Raw genomic sequence first — 13,127 nt, 5'->3', positions numbered from 1 at the left:
GGCGACGGCACGACGGTCGCCCCATCGTGTCGGGGGTCACAGTGGACGGTCAAGGTCCGCCGTTCCGAGATCGCACCGTTACTTCGCCGACCTAATAACACCCGAATGGAGCAGCGACGCGGGCTTGTGGACGCCTCCCGGCTTCTGCCAAGTTGACAACGCTCTCCCGTGATCGGCTCCCACGCACTCCCCGATCAAGCGAGAGTGAACACCGTGGTTCGTCTCCCCCGTCGGGCCACGGCCCCGCCCGGATCCCAGGGTGCCCCCCGCCCGAGGATCCGCCGCGGCGGGACCTGACGCGGGGCGGCTCGAGCTCGCGACTCCCCCCTCTCTCCCGAGCCGCCCCGCGCCGCCCCCCCCGGCGACGCCCCCGCTCCCCGCCGTGATCCGGACGGGTGGGGCCGACCGCCCCCTATGCCTCCGCCACCGCCTTCGCCTCCTCGGCCACGTGATCCACGCGGCGGCGGCCGAGAGGTAGGTCGAGAGATCGGCCACGACGCCGGCGGAGCGCCCAGAGAACTCCCAAGGCCGGCACGCCGAGCACCACGAGGAACGGCGCGGACGCGCCCAACGCGGTGAGCACCGCTCCCGACGCCGCCGTGAAGGCCCGCCACCCGGTCGACAGCCCGCCGAGGAAGCCGCCACCCCCGGAGCCCTCCGCCGAGGGCACGGTCACACGGAAGACCACAGTGGACAGTGCCACGCGCCCGGACAGGCTCTCGTGCCGGCGTTCCCACGACTCCAGCTCGGCCTGCCGTCTGGCCAGCTCGGCCTCGACCTGCGCCACCTCGGACACGCTGCCCGCCCGGTCCAGCAACGCCCGCACCCGCTCCACGCTGGCCCGCTGCGACGCGATCCTGCTCCGCGCGTCCACGAGCTGGTCCGTGACGTCCTCCGCCCGCTGCTCCCTGCGCACGAGGTCGCCGAGCCGGGCCAGCTCGTCGAGCACCCCGTCCAACCGGTCCGAGGGCACCCGCATGGTCAGGCGCGCCTCGTGGGCGCGCGTCTCCTCGGCCGCGGTGAAACCGCCCGCGCGGACGCCGACCTCCCTGGCCCTGCCCGCCGTCGCGGCGGCATCTCCCTGCCGCACCTCGACCTCCGCCGAGCGGATCACGCGCCGCTCGGGCTCCGCGGCGCCCAGCGCGCGGTCATCCGGCGCGCGGTTGTCCGGCGGCTGCGTGCCCACCTGCCCGCCTCCGCCCCGCCCGGCCGCGGCCTTCTCCTCCGGTGCGGCGTTCCCCGCCGCCTCGCCGTGCCGCGCTGTCGCGGGCGCCGAACCCACGCTGCCGCTCGTGCAGCCGGCCAGCCCGAGCAGGAGCACGCCCACAACGGCGAGTCGCGCCCAACCTCCTGGCATGACGACCTCCCATCGCTGTTCGCGATGGGACGGGGAGAGCACCGCCCGGCGTTGCCGGGCCGGGCGCGACGGCGCGGAAAGCGGCCGGTCGGCCTACTCCGCCACGGCGCTCGGACCGGAGCCGGCCTCCTCGCGCTCCACCAGGTGGCGGAACGGCTGGAGGTTGGCCAGCGACTCGCCCCGCGACACCCGCCAGTCCCACTCCCGGCGGATCGCGGTGGAGAAACCCAGCTCCAGCAACGTGTTGAAGTCGCCGTCGGCGGCCTCCAGCACCTGCCCGAGCACCCGGTCCAGCTCGTCGGGGGTCACCGAGGGCAGGCCGATCCGCCCGACGAGGTAGATGTCGCCGGCCTTGTCGATCGTGTAGTGCACGCCGTAGAGCCGGGCGTTGCGGCGCAGCAGGTAGCGGTAGACCTCCTCGTGCGCCTCGTCGGGCCGGCGGCAGACGAACGCCTCGACCAGCAACGCGTGCCGGTCCAGGATCAGCCAGCAGTTGGTCTGGAGCTTCTTCACCCCGGGCAGGGTGACGAAGTACCGGCCGGGCGCCCTGCGGTCGTACCGCAGCTCGCGTTCGTCCAAAGTGGACGCGATCACCTGGTCCAGCGCGTCCCGCCCGTCGGCTCCCGCCGTGGTCACACCGCCACCTCCTCCGGCCGCGTCGCGGCGTCGACCGCCCGCATCCGCGTGCCCGTCTCCCTGCGGAACACCCGCGCCGCCTCCGCATAGGTTTCCAGCAGCGCCTCGGCCGTGCGATCCCAGGAGAACCGGGCCGCGTGCGCCGCGGCGTGCGCGGCCAGCGCGTCGCGCCGGCCGGGGCGCAACGCCACGTCCGCCAGCTCCCGCGCCCACTCGACCGGGTCGTGCGAGGGCACCAGCACGCCGGAGACCCCGTCGGCCACGGCCACCGGCAGGCCGCCGACCGCGGCCGCGACGACCGGCGTCCCGCACGCCTGCGCCTCCAGCGCCACCAGGCCGAACGACTCGTTGTGGCTGGGCACCGCCACCACGTCGGCGGCGCGGTAGACCCGCGCCAGCTCCGCGCCGGAGCGCGGCGGCAGGAACCGGACCACGTCCGTGACGCCCAGCTCGGCGGCGAGCGTGCGCAGGGCCTCGGGCTGCTCCGTGCCGGTGCCGGACGGACCGCCCACCACGAGCACGACGAGCCGGTCCCGCAGCCCCGGATCCCGCGCGACCATCTCGGCGGCGGCGCGCACCAGCACGTCCGGCGCCTTCAACGGCTGGATGCGGCCGACGAAGGCGAGCACGACCGCGTCCCGGGGGACGCCCAGGGCGGCCCTGGCGGCGAGCCGGTCCCCCGGCGTGAACCGCTCCAGGTCCACGCCCGGCGGGATGGTGGCCACCCGCTCCGGGGCGGCCCCGTAGAGGTCCACGAGCTGGGTGGCCTCGACCTCGGTGTTGGCCACCAACCGGTCGGCCTCGGAGACGACCTGCTCCTCGCCGATCACCCTGGCCCTCGGCTCCGGGGTGTCGCCCTCGGCCAGCGCGGCGTTCTTGACCTTGGCCAGGGTGTGCGCGGTGTGCACCAGCGGCACGCCCCAGCGGTCCCTGGCCAACCAGCCGACCTGGCCCGACAGCCAGTAGTGCGAGTGCACGACGTCGTAGTGGCCGGGGGCGGAGAACGCCTCGGCGCGCAGCACCCCCGCCGTGAAGGCGCAGAGCTGGGAGGGCAGGTCGTTCTTGCTCAGCCGCTCGAACGGCCCGGCGACGACGTGGCGGACGGTGACGCCGGGCGCGAGTTCGACCGACGGCGGGAGGTCGGACGAGGTGGCCCTGGTGAACACCTCGACGGCGACGTCGTGCCGCGCCATCCGCACGGCCGTCTGCACGATGTAGACGTTCATGCCGCCGGCGTCCCCGGTGCCGGGCTGCTCCAGGGGCGAGGTGTGCACGGACAGCACCGCGACCCGCCTCGGCCGCCGGTTCGCCCCGACGGCGCGGACCGAGCCGATCACCGCGCGGCCCCCGCCAGACAGCGCCGGGCGAAGCCGGCCAGCTCGGCGGCGAACGCGGCGGGGCGCTCGGCGAACGGCGCGTGGCCCACGCCGTCCCACCAGCTCAGCTCCGCGCCGGGAACGCGCTCGGCGGCGAACTCCGCGCAGGACGGGTCGACGACGGTGTCCGCGCGACCGTGCAGGACGAGCGTGGGCACGTCCACCGCGGCCAGCACGTCGGCGCTGTCCTGCGTCCTGCGGAACAGCGCCGCGCGGACCCGGGGCGGCGTGCGCAGGGCCGCGGCGAACAGGCGCTGCCGCGTCTCGCCGGGGACCTCGGGACCGAGGTCGGAGAAGAAGGAGGAGAGGGCGGGGACGGCGACCGCGAAGTCCTCGGACAGCGCGGCCGGCAACGCGGCCCGCATCGTGGCCCCGACCGCGCCGCCCCTCCGGCCCCTGCCGATCTCGGTGATCGCGCCGACGAACGCGAGCCCCGCGACCGAGGCCGAGCCGTGCGCCCTCAGGTAGTCGGCGATCACCAGCCCGCCGTAGGACCAGCCGACCAGGACCGAGGGCGCGCCCACGTGCGCGAGGACCGCGGCGAGGTCGTCGGCCCAGACGCGGGGGTCGGCGTAGCCGTCCGCCGGCGCGTCGGAGTCGCCGTGCCCCCGGAGGTCCACGGCGACCAGCCGGAACTCACCGGCCAGCGCCGGGTCGTCGAGCTGCGCACGCCAGGACTCGGCCGACTGCGCCCAGCCGTGGACCAGCACCACGGCGGGCGCGCCGGCCGGTCCCACCTCCCGCAGGGCCAGCCGGGCGCCCCCGGAGCCCTCGACGTACGTCCGTGTGTCCACGTGCCACCCACTCCCAGTCCGCCGACGACACCACGAAGCATCAACCGCCCGCGTGGCGCGATGCTTCCCGCGTGGGGAGTCTCACGGACGGCCTGTCGGGTGTCGCCCTCACCGCAGCGCGGACTTGGACTGCCAGGTCGGCCAGTCGATCTGCCAGTCGTAGACGTCGAACTGGGCGGGCAGCGTGTAGGCGGCGCCGGTCACCTCGACGGGGTCGCCGACCATCGCGCTGTTGTAGTAGGCCCTGGCGTCGGGCTCGGTGAGGTTGGCGCAGCCGTGCGAGGTGTTGGCCCGACCGATATTCGCCCGGTTGTCCTCGTTCTCGTGGATGAACTCGCCGTGATTGGAGAACCGCACGGCCCACTTCTTGAGAACGTTGGTGTAGCCGTACTTCGGGTTGTCGAAGCTGAAGGTGTCGCGCTTCTCCATGACGATGTAGGTGCCGTTCGGCGTGTTCAGGTCGGGCACGTCGTCCCTGCCGAAGCTGGCCGGGTAGCTGGCCACCTTCTGGCCGTCCCGGTAGACGTCCATCTGGTGCGTCGGCGTGTTGATCTTCACGACCTGGTTGCGGCCGATGGCGAAGTCACCGGTGAGGTCGTCCACACCCCACGCGCCGTCGCCGTAGGACACGCCGTAGAGGTTGGCGCTGACCTTCACCTTGGTCCCGGCCGGCCAGTAGTCCTTGGGCCGCCAGTCGACCTGCGAGGCGCTCAGCCAACCCCACGAGCCCTCGACGGGCACCGAGGTCTCCACCTTCAGCGCCTTCTCCGCCGCGGCCTTGTCCCGCACCGGCTGGTCGAACTTCACGCTGATCGGCATGCCCACGCCGACCTCGCCCTGGTACGGGAACAGCGTGGCGCGCACCTTGCTCTTCGGCTTGACCGTGGTGAAGCTGCCCTCGACCGGCGTCTCCTTGCCGTCGGCGCCCCTGGCCTTGCCCGACCAGGTGTAGGTCTTGGCGTAGCCGAGGGGGGTGTCGCTGGCCCAGCTCTTCTTGTCGGGCGCGAGCTGCCCCTCGACCGGCTTGCCCTCCGGGTTGGTGAGCCGGACCTCCTCCAGCGTCCCGTCCGCCACGGTGAGCCTGATCGGCGTCTTCGGGTTCACGTCGACCGCGCCGTTGGCCGGCTCCGTCGTGACCTTCGGCGGCGGCGCGCTCTGCGTCTGGGGGGCCGAACCCCCCGCCGATCCCCCGGAACACCCGGCGAGCAGCAGGGCCACCGCCATCGCCGCACCAACCAGACCGGTCCGTGCCCGCCCCCGCGACGGAATCACCACCGACCACCTCCCATGCACACCTCGGACCAGAGTGCCCTCTTCCCAGGACGTGGTGCCACCTCCCCGGTGCGTCAAGCGGCCGGGTGGCTGTTCTCACAGGGCCAGGACGGGCGCGACCGGCCCGGGTTCGGGAGGATGCCGCACGTGAGCGCTGATCAGCAGGTTTCCCGCCGTGTCGCCGTCGTCACCGGAGCCAGCGCCGGCATCGGCGCGGCCACCGCCCGGCGGCTGGCCGCCGAGGGCTTCCACGTCGTGCTCGGGGCGCGCCGCGTCGACCGCTGCCGCCGGGTCGCCGAGGAGATCGGCGGCACGGCCCTGCCGCTGGACGTCGCCGAGCCCGCGTCGGTGCGGGCGTTCTGCGAGCGGGTGCCCGAGGTCCACGTGCTGGTCAACAACGCCGGCGGCGCGTTGGGGCTGGAGCCGGTGGCCGAGGCCGACGAGGAGAACTGGCGGCGCATGTGGGAGAGCAACGTGATGGGCACGTTGCGGATGACCAAGGCGCTGCTGGACCGGCTCGTCGCCTCCGGGGACGGCCACGTGGTGACCGTCACCTCGATCGCCGCCCTGGAGGTCTACGACGGTGGCGCGGGATACACCGCCGCCAAGCACGCGCAGTCCGCGCTGCACCGGACGCTGCGCGGCGAGCTGCTCGGCAGGCCGGTCCGGTTCACCGAGATCTGCCCCGGCATGGTGGAGACGGAGTTCTCCCTGGTCCGCTTCGGCGGCGACGAGGACAGGGCCTCCGCCGTCTACCAGGGTCTGACGCCGCTGACCGCGGAGGACGTGGCGGACACGATCGCGTGGGCGGTGACCCGCCCCTCGCACGTCAACATCGACCAGATCGTGCTCAAGCCGCGCGACCAGCACTCGGTGACCCGCGCCCACCGGAGCTGAGACCCGCTGGTCTGTCCACAGTGGACCTGAAGCCCGCGGTGGACCGCGAGGCCGCGTCGGGGCGAGTGACCCACGACGGACGGATCGGGCGCCGGAGCGCCCCGCCCGTCCGCCGAGCAGCCGAGCAACAGGGGCGGGGAGCGCTGCCCCGAGGCGTTCCCCGCCCCTGTCGTCCCGACGCCGGTCGCCGGCGCCGGGACCCCCGGTCCTCGCGACAGCCGTGACCGCGCGTCACGGCTCCGCGCGCTCGGCGAGGCCCGGGGCGCGTTGGTGGGGCGGCCGCGTGCACAGCCGCACGTCCAACTCCGTCAGGACGGCCGCGATCGGGTTGGCGAACCCGACCCTGCCGTCGACGGTGCCGGCGAAGTACAGCCCGACCACGCGCCGCGCCGCGTCGACGATCACCGCGCCGGAGTCGCCCCTGTCGCCGAAGCGCTCGCCGTCGGCGACGACGCGGATCTGGTCACGGAGGGTGCGGACGCCGAGGCCGTTGCCGTAGTTGACGGACAGGGTGGCGTCGACCGAGGCGACCCTGCCGGTGGTCAGACCGGTGGTGCGGCCGCGCTTGCGCACCGACATGCCCACGGCCGCCTCCGCCTCGCCGCGCACCGGCCCGATCCCGGCGATCGCGTTCTCGTGCGGCCGGACCTCGGTCAGCTCGACGATCGCGCCGTCCACCCTGCCGGACAGCGCCGCCCTGGCCAGCGTGCCGAAGACGTCCTGCGGGCACCGCCCTCCGTCCATCCTGGACGGTTGGACCATCGTGTCGCCCACCGACCACGCGTCGTCGACGCAGGCCACGTGGAAGTTGGTCACGACCATGGCCGCGCCGCTGCCCCCTCGGTCGGTGACCAGGGCGCCGATCGTGCCGGCCGTGGTGTAGTCGCCGGGCTGGGGGACGTCGGGCGGCGCGAGCCGGATGGGCCGGCACGGCCCCATGCTCAGCCCGCCGACGATCGTGCGCGCCAGCGGGGGCGCCGCGCCCGGGTCGGCTCCGGTGTCCGAGTCCTCCTCGCCGAGGGGGATCACCGCGGGGTGCAGGACGTACTCCTCCTCCACCACGTCGGTCGGCACGCCGTCGATCTCCGACGGGATGAGCTGCCCCGGCGGCAGCTCGTCGGCCGGGAGCTTCCGACGCACGGCCACCACGATCGCCGGGTGCCCGGTCGGCCGACCCCCGGTCACCTTCTCCCCGATGTCGACGCCGACCACGCCGGGCCGCACGATGAGGTCGTCCTCGACCCGCCGCTTGACCGGCCGGATCTCGTCCCTGCGCATCGGGTCACCCGCACTGGCCATGATGGGCCTCCTCCAGAAGCGGCACAGAACAGCACGGAGGCAACGCCGCTACCACCATGGAACACGTGGGGTAAGTACTCCGTCACCAGACGTCACCCGATCGGCCGTTCAGCCGATTGGCTGAGATCGCCGGATGGGGTACTTTTCGCAGCCGTTTCGCAACGTTCGCGCGACGTTTCGTGGGACCCGGCGGTCCCTCACAGGCGACAGCCGACGAACACCGGCTCGGGGTGCAGCACCACGCCGAAGGCGTCCCGCACGCCGTCCCGCACCTCCCTGGCCAGCTCCAGCAGGTCCTCGGTGCGCGCCCCACCCCGGTTGGTCAACGCGAGGGTGTGCTTGGCGGACAACGCGACCCGCCCGCCGGGGCCGGCGTGCCCGCGCCCGAAGCCGGCCCGCTCGATCAGCCACGCCGCGGAGAGCTTGGTCCGGCCCGGCCCGCCGGGGTAGGTCGGCACCCGCACGTCCGCGCCGACCCTGGTGGCGATCCGCCCCAGCACGTCGGCCAGCCCGGTGTCCGGCAGGACCGGGTTGGTGAAGAACGAGCCCGCGCTCCAGGTGTCGTGGTCGTCGGGGTCCAACACCATGCCCTTGGCCCGGCGCAGCTCCAGCACGGCCTGCCGGGCCCGCGCCGCCGGCACCCGCGTGCCCGGCTCGACGCCCAACGCCCTGGCCAGCTCGTGGTACCGGATCGGCGCGGACCGGCCGTCCTGGCGGAGGGCGAACCGCGCGCGCAGCACCACCGCGCTGTCGGTCCCCTTGAGCAGGCTCGTGCGGTAGTCCAGGCCCAGACCCGAGGCCGGCACCTGGTTGACCTTGCCCGTGCGGCGGTCCAGCACGTCGACCGAGACCAGCAGGTCGGCCACCTCGACGCCGTACGCGCCCACGTTCTGCACCGGGGTCGCGCCCACCAGGCCGGGGATGCCCGACAGGCACTCCAGCCCGCCCAGCCCCCGGTCGACGGTGTCGGCCACCACGTCGTCCCAGTTCTCGCCGGCCTCGACGGTGAGCTCCACCACGCCGTCCCCGACCAGGTCCAGGTGACGGCCCCTGGTGGCCACGTGGACGACCGTCCCCGCGAAGCCGTCGTCGGCCACCACCAGGTTCGATCCGCCGCCCAGCACCAACACCGGCTCGCCGGCGGCGTCCGCGCCGGTCACGGCCTCGACGACGTCCCTGGGCCGCTCGGCGGACACGAACCGGGCGGCCGGGCCGCCCATCCGCAGCGTGGTGTGCTCGGACAGCGGCACGGCCTGCCGGACGGCGCAGCCGGCCGCAGCGGTGCTGGACGCGCTCGGCAGGGGGGTGGTCACGACGCCCAACGGTAGCCTGCGGTGCATGGCGACCAGCACGGAGACCACGCACCGTTACCCCCGTCCGGCCGCCGAGGTCCTCTCGGCGCTGGTCGACGAGCGGTACCTGCGCGCCCGGCTGGCCGCGCTCGGCGGCCCCGGCGCCGAACTGGTCGAGCACGCGCCCTCGCCGGACGGCGGCGCGAGGGTGGTGCTGCGCCAGGGGATCCCCGGCGACCGGCTGCCCTCCTTCGTCCGCTCGCTGGTCCCCGGCGACCTGGTGATCGAGCGGACCGAGCGGTGGGAGCCCACCGCCTCCGGGGCCGGCGCGACCATCGACGCGAAGGTCCCCGGCACGCCCGGCAGCATCGACTGCTCGGTGCGCCTCGCCGACTCCGGCGACGGCTGCGTGGCCACGGTCACCCTGGTGGCGAAGGTCCCGGTGCCGTTCGTGGGCGGCAAGGTGGAGAAGGTGATCGTGGACCAGGTGGGGCGGCTGCTGGCCGCCGAGCACGCGTTCACCGTGGACTGGCTGACCAGCGGGGCGCGGTGACCACGCCGGCGACCACCCCCGGCCCCGCGCCGACGACCGCGCCGGCCAGGAGGAAACGGGCACCACGGCTGGCCGCCGGCCGGGCGCGCGCGCTCGGCGTGCCCACGCGGGGGACCACGAACCCGAACCGGCTGCGCCGCGTCGACCGCTGGGTGGTCGGCACGCCCTGGCTCGTGGCGCGCGTGCGCGCCGCGGCCGCCCCGCTGGTCGTCGACCTCGGCTACGGCTCGTCGCCGGTGACCACCGTGGAGATGGCGGACCGACTGCGGGTCGTGCGCCCGGACCTGCGGGTGCTCGGGCTGGAGATCGACCCCGAGCGGGTGGCGGCCGCGGAGCCGGCGGCCGACCCGCCCCGGCTGGAGTTCCGGCGGGGCGGCTTCGAGCTGGCCGGCCGCCGCCCGGTGCTCGTGCGCGCGTTCAACGTGCTCCGCCAGTACACGGAGGAGCAGGCTGCCGAGGCGTGGCGAACCCTGCTCGACCGGCTCGGACCCGGAGGCGTGCTGGTCGAGGGCACCTGCGACGAGATCGGCCGACGCTGCTGCTGGGTGACGCTGGACGCCGAAGGGCCGCGCACCCTCACCCTGGCCTGTCGCCCCTCGGCCGTCGACACCCCCTCCGACCTGGCCGAGCGCCTGCCCAAGGCGTTGATCCACCGCAACGTGCCCGGCGAGCGCGTGCACGCGTTGCTGACCGAGCTGGACGCCTGCTGGGCCACGGCGGCCCCGTTCGCCCCGTTCGGCCCCAGGGCCCGTTGGACGGAGGCGGTCCGGCTGCTCGCCGAACGCGGCTGGCCCGTGCTGGACGGCCGCCGGCGCTGGCGGCTCGGCGAGCTGACCCTGCCCTGGTCGGTGGTCGCGCCGTGCTGAGACGCCCAGGGCGTGCCTGATACTTGATCTTGGGGTGCGTCGTGGTGAGCTGACCGATCAGGCGTGAGCACGGATCAAACCGTTGCCGCCCAACGGTTCACGCCATGGCCGGCCGTGATGGGACCTGCCCGAACGCTCGGAGCCATGACAGTCGGTCAACGACCGGTTCCCACGTGGACAGGCCGACGACAGGCGCGGTTACCGGAAGCACGCGCAGGCCCCTGACGACGCCACCGGCAGGGTGGAGTGAACCCCAATGTGGACTCCACCGTGGTGCGGGCGCACCAACCCACCACCGGAACGAAGAAAAGGGGGCTGCGTCGGCCGCCGCGCCAGCCCGTGAAGCGCTCGGCCCCCGCGCCGGGGCTGAGCACCCACGCGATCCACGAACACCCGCGCCGCCCCAGCATCACGGCCACGACCCCGCAGACGAGGCGACCGGGTCCCCAACCGGCTGGCCCAGGGCAGCCACGGCCGACCACCAGTCTTCGATCCACCGGACTTCGACCCGGTGACCTACCGCGGCCGCGACAAGACCACCCAGTCCTACCCGGCCGTCCTCACGATCGCCAGCATGAAGGTCCAGCCAGCCACCGAACAGACAGCCACACCCTAGGTCCGCGTGGGGAGGCCGCGTGGGGAACGCGCCGCCCTGGCGCCAGGCGCCGAACCCCGGTCCGGGAAACCGACGGGCGCCGGCGGAGTCGACCTAGGCTGGGTGTGTGGAACACGCCGACTTCGTCAGGGAGATCCGCACCCAGTCCGAGGCCCTGCGGGCCGCCGCCGTGGCGGCCGGCCCCGACGCCCCGACGCCGACCTGCCCCGGATGGGACGTGCGCCGGCTCGTGGACCACATCGCCAGGGTGCACGCGTGGGTGGCGGAGAACGTGGCGACCGGCGACCCGGAGAACCCCCGTCCCGCGCCCACGCCGCCGGGCGAGTGGAGCACCCTGCTCGGCTGGTGGGACGACTACCGGGGTCGGATGCTCGACACCCTGGCCGCGAGCGACCCGACCGCGCCGGCGTGGGTGTTCTCCCCGGTCGCGACGCCCGAGGTCGGCTTCTGGGCGCGGCGCCAGGCGCACGAGGCGGCGATCCACCGGCTCGACGCCGAACACGCCCTGGCCGTGGCCGAGGGCGGACCCCGATCCGAGCCCGACGTGGCCTTCCCCGCCGAGTTCGCCGCCGACGGCGTCGACGAGCTGCTGGTTCGGATCCTGCCCTCGCACGTCACCACGTGGGCCCAGTCCCGGCTGCGCGGCAGCGTGCTGTTCCACGCCGTGGACGTGGGCCGCGCCTGGCTGGTGCGGCTGGAGCCGGAGCAGTTCCCGCAGACCACCCACCACTTCGAGGGGCTGGACGCGGACGCGAGCGTGGTCGGCAACGCCGACGCCGTCTACCGCGCGGCGTGGGGGCGGCCACACCATGCGGTGACGCGGGGCGACGAGGCGCTGCTCCTGGCGGCCCGGGGCCGCTGACGAGCGGCTGAGCTGCGAGAATCACCGGCGTGTCACTGCCTGAGCGTCGCTACGTGATCTCCTTCGGCTGCCCGGACCGGACCGGCATCGTGGCCGCGATCTCCGGCTTCCTCGCCGAGTTCGGCGGGTGGATCGTGGAGGCCGCCTACCACACCGACCAGGAGACGGGGTGGTTCTTCACGCGGCAGGAGGTGCGCGCCGACTCGCTGCCGTTCGGCGTCGAGGAGCTGCGGGAGCGCTTCGCGGGGGTGGCCGAGGAGCTGGGCGGTCGCACGGACTGGCGGATCAGCGACACGGCGGAGCGCCGGCGGGTCGTGCTGCTGGTCTCGAAGGAGGGGCACTGCCTGTACGACCTGCTCGGCAGGGTCGCCTCCGGCGAGCTGGACGTGGACGTGCGGGCGGTGATCGGCAACCACGCCGACCTGGCCGGCATCACCCGGGCGCACGGCATCCCGTTCCACCACGTGCCCTTCCCCCGCCCCGGCGCCGACCCCGAGGCGAAGACGGCGGCCTTCGCCCAGGTGCGCCAGCTCGTGGACGCGCACGACCCGCACGCGGTCGTGCTGGCCCGGTTCATGCAGGTGCTCCCGGCGGAGCTGTGCGTGGCGTGGTCCGGCAGGGCGATCAACATCCACCACAGCTTCCTGCCCTCGTTCGTCGGCGCGCGCCCGTACCACCAGGCGCACACGCGCGGCGTGAAGCTGGTCGGGGCGACCTGTCACTACGTCACGGCGGAGCTGGACGCGGGCCCGATCATCGAGCAGGACGTGATCCGGGTGGACCACAGCGACTCGGTGCCGGACATGGTGCGCAAGGGCAGGGACATCGAGAAGGTGGTGCTGGCGCGCGGCCTGCGGTGGCACCTGGAGGACCGGGTTCTGGTGCACGGCAACCGCACGGTCGTCTTCCGCTGACCCCGTCTCCCCGAGGGTAGGACGGTGTTCTGGCCGGGTTCTGGCCGGCCAGCCGGGTGATCCGGCGGCCGGCCAGAACACGCGCGGAGCGCCGACGTCCCCACTTTGTCCATTGTGGACAGACAAGAGGACGGCCACCCAGCGCGAAGGGTCGGTGTCTCGCCAGCCGTACGAGGCCACAAGGTCACGCGGCAGGCGTCTCGACCCGAACCCCAGCACCCCGTGGGCCACATGATGCACACCTGTCCATGACGGACCGGGCCAGTCGACGACGCGTCGTCCTCCCCCGCGCCGCCCCCACCCTCCCTCAGGTCAGCCCCCACCCGCCCTGGGGGGCGAGCCCTGCTCCAGCCTATCGGTCCGTCACCCAGCGTCCAAGGCCATCACGCTGTG

General features: G+C 74.3%; 12 protein-coding genes. 5 read left to right on the top strand and 7 right to left on the bottom strand.

Going from position 1 to position 13,127, the window contains the following annotated elements:
- Positions 1 to 412: 412 nt before the first annotated feature.
- The 5 genes from LX15_RS27155 to LX15_RS27135 all read right to left on the bottom strand — a co-directional run bounded on the left by LX15_RS27155 (position 413) and on the right by LX15_RS27135 (position 5,387).
- The gene (locus LX15_RS27155) at positions 413 to 1,357 is read right to left on the bottom strand and encodes a DUF4349 domain-containing protein (RefSeq protein WP_253672767.1); all 945 of its coding nucleotides are present in this window, start codon (positions 1,355 to 1,357) and stop codon (positions 413 to 415) included.
- 93 nt (positions 1,358 to 1,450) lie between these two features.
- Complete coding sequence (locus LX15_RS27150) at positions 1,451 to 1,993, bottom strand: type III secretion system chaperone family protein (protein ID WP_253672765.1); 543 nt, start codon at positions 1,991 to 1,993, stop codon at positions 1,451 to 1,453.
- On the bottom strand, positions 1,990 to 3,327 hold the full coding sequence (gene mshA / locus LX15_RS27145; protein WP_253672841.1) for a D-inositol-3-phosphate glycosyltransferase: 1,338 nt from the start codon (positions 3,325 to 3,327) through the stop codon (positions 1,990 to 1,992). Before mshA ends, LX15_RS27150 begins: the two co-directional genes overlap by 4 nt.
- Positions 3,327 to 4,163 carry an alpha/beta fold hydrolase gene (locus tag LX15_RS27140; RefSeq protein ID WP_253672763.1) on the bottom strand — a complete coding sequence of 279 codons (837 nt, stop codon included), beginning with the start codon at positions 4,161 to 4,163 and terminating at the stop codon, positions 3,327 to 3,329. The genes mshA and LX15_RS27140 overlap by 1 nt, the downstream gene beginning before the upstream one ends.
- A 108-nt stretch (positions 4,164 to 4,271) precedes the next feature.
- The gene (locus tag LX15_RS27135) at positions 4,272 to 5,387 is read right to left on the bottom strand and encodes a L,D-transpeptidase (protein WP_253672761.1); all 1,116 of its coding nucleotides are present in this window, start codon (positions 5,385 to 5,387) and stop codon (positions 4,272 to 4,274) included.
- A 195-nt stretch (positions 5,388 to 5,582) separates the two neighbouring features.
- Here LX15_RS27135 and LX15_RS27130 point away from each other — a divergent pair, with 195 nt between their 5' ends.
- Positions 5,583 to 6,332 carry an SDR family NAD(P)-dependent oxidoreductase gene (locus LX15_RS27130; RefSeq protein WP_253672759.1) on the top strand — a complete coding sequence of 250 codons (750 nt, stop codon included), beginning with the start codon at positions 5,583 to 5,585 and terminating at the stop codon, positions 6,330 to 6,332.
- Positions 6,333 to 6,563: 231 nt separating this feature from the next.
- On the opposite strand, the gene LX15_RS27125 is transcribed toward LX15_RS27130, so the two are convergent.
- Together LX15_RS27125 and LX15_RS27120 are read right to left on the bottom strand one after the other, a co-directional pair.
- Positions 6,564 to 7,631 carry a chymotrypsin family serine protease gene (locus LX15_RS27125; protein ID WP_253672757.1) on the bottom strand — a complete coding sequence of 356 codons (1,068 nt, stop codon included), beginning with the start codon at positions 7,629 to 7,631 and terminating at the stop codon, positions 6,564 to 6,566.
- A 197-nt stretch (positions 7,632 to 7,828) separates the two neighbouring features.
- Positions 7,829 to 8,944: a UDP-N-acetylmuramate dehydrogenase gene (locus tag LX15_RS27120; protein WP_253672755.1), complete on the bottom strand. Its 1,116-nt coding sequence runs from the start codon at positions 8,942 to 8,944 to the stop codon at positions 7,829 to 7,831.
- Between the two features lie 25 nt (positions 8,945 to 8,969).
- Here LX15_RS27120 and LX15_RS27115 point away from each other — a divergent pair, with 25 nt between their 5' ends.
- The 4 genes from LX15_RS27115 (at position 8,970) to purU (ending at position 12,734) form a co-directional block, all read left to right on the top strand.
- On the top strand, positions 8,970 to 9,476 hold the full coding sequence (locus tag LX15_RS27115) for a DUF2505 domain-containing protein (protein WP_253672753.1): 507 nt from the start codon (positions 8,970 to 8,972) through the stop codon (positions 9,474 to 9,476).
- 68 nt (positions 9,477 to 9,544) lie between these two features.
- Complete coding sequence (locus LX15_RS27110) at positions 9,545 to 10,342, top strand: class I SAM-dependent methyltransferase (protein ID WP_253672839.1); 798 nt, start codon at positions 9,545 to 9,547, stop codon at positions 10,340 to 10,342.
- 722 nt (positions 10,343 to 11,064) lie between these two features.
- A complete protein-coding gene (locus LX15_RS27105; RefSeq protein ID WP_253672751.1) occupies positions 11,065 to 11,820 on the top strand; it encodes a maleylpyruvate isomerase N-terminal domain-containing protein in 756 nt (251 codons plus the stop codon).
- Between the two features lie 29 nt (positions 11,821 to 11,849).
- Complete coding sequence (purU, locus tag LX15_RS27100; protein WP_253672749.1) at positions 11,850 to 12,734, top strand: formyltetrahydrofolate deformylase; 885 nt, start codon at positions 11,850 to 11,852, stop codon at positions 12,732 to 12,734.
- Positions 12,735 to 13,127: the final 393 nt, after the last annotated feature.

Source organism: Streptoalloteichus tenebrarius, from assembly GCF_024171885.1.
GTDB lineage: Bacteria > Actinomycetota > Actinomycetes > Mycobacteriales > Pseudonocardiaceae > Streptoalloteichus > Streptoalloteichus tenebrarius.
This window is presented reverse-complemented; position numbering and strand designations above follow the sequence as displayed.

Excerpts from the sequence above, each read along its gene's own strand:
- LX15_RS27125 (WP_253672757.1), bottom strand. The coding sequence starts at position 7,631 with ATGGCCAGTGCGGGTGACCCGATGCGCAGGGACGAGATCCGGCCGGTC.
- LX15_RS27155 (WP_253672767.1), bottom strand. The coding sequence starts at position 1,357 with ATGCCAGGAGGTTGGGCGCGACTCGCCGTTGTGGGCGTGCTCCTGCTC.
- LX15_RS27135 (WP_253672761.1), bottom strand. The coding sequence starts at position 5,387 with ATGGCGGTGGCCCTGCTGCTCGCCGGGTGTTCCGGGGGATCGGCGGGG.
- LX15_RS27115 (WP_253672753.1), top strand. The coding sequence starts at position 8,970 with ATGGCGACCAGCACGGAGACCACGCACCGTTACCCCCGTCCGGCCGCC.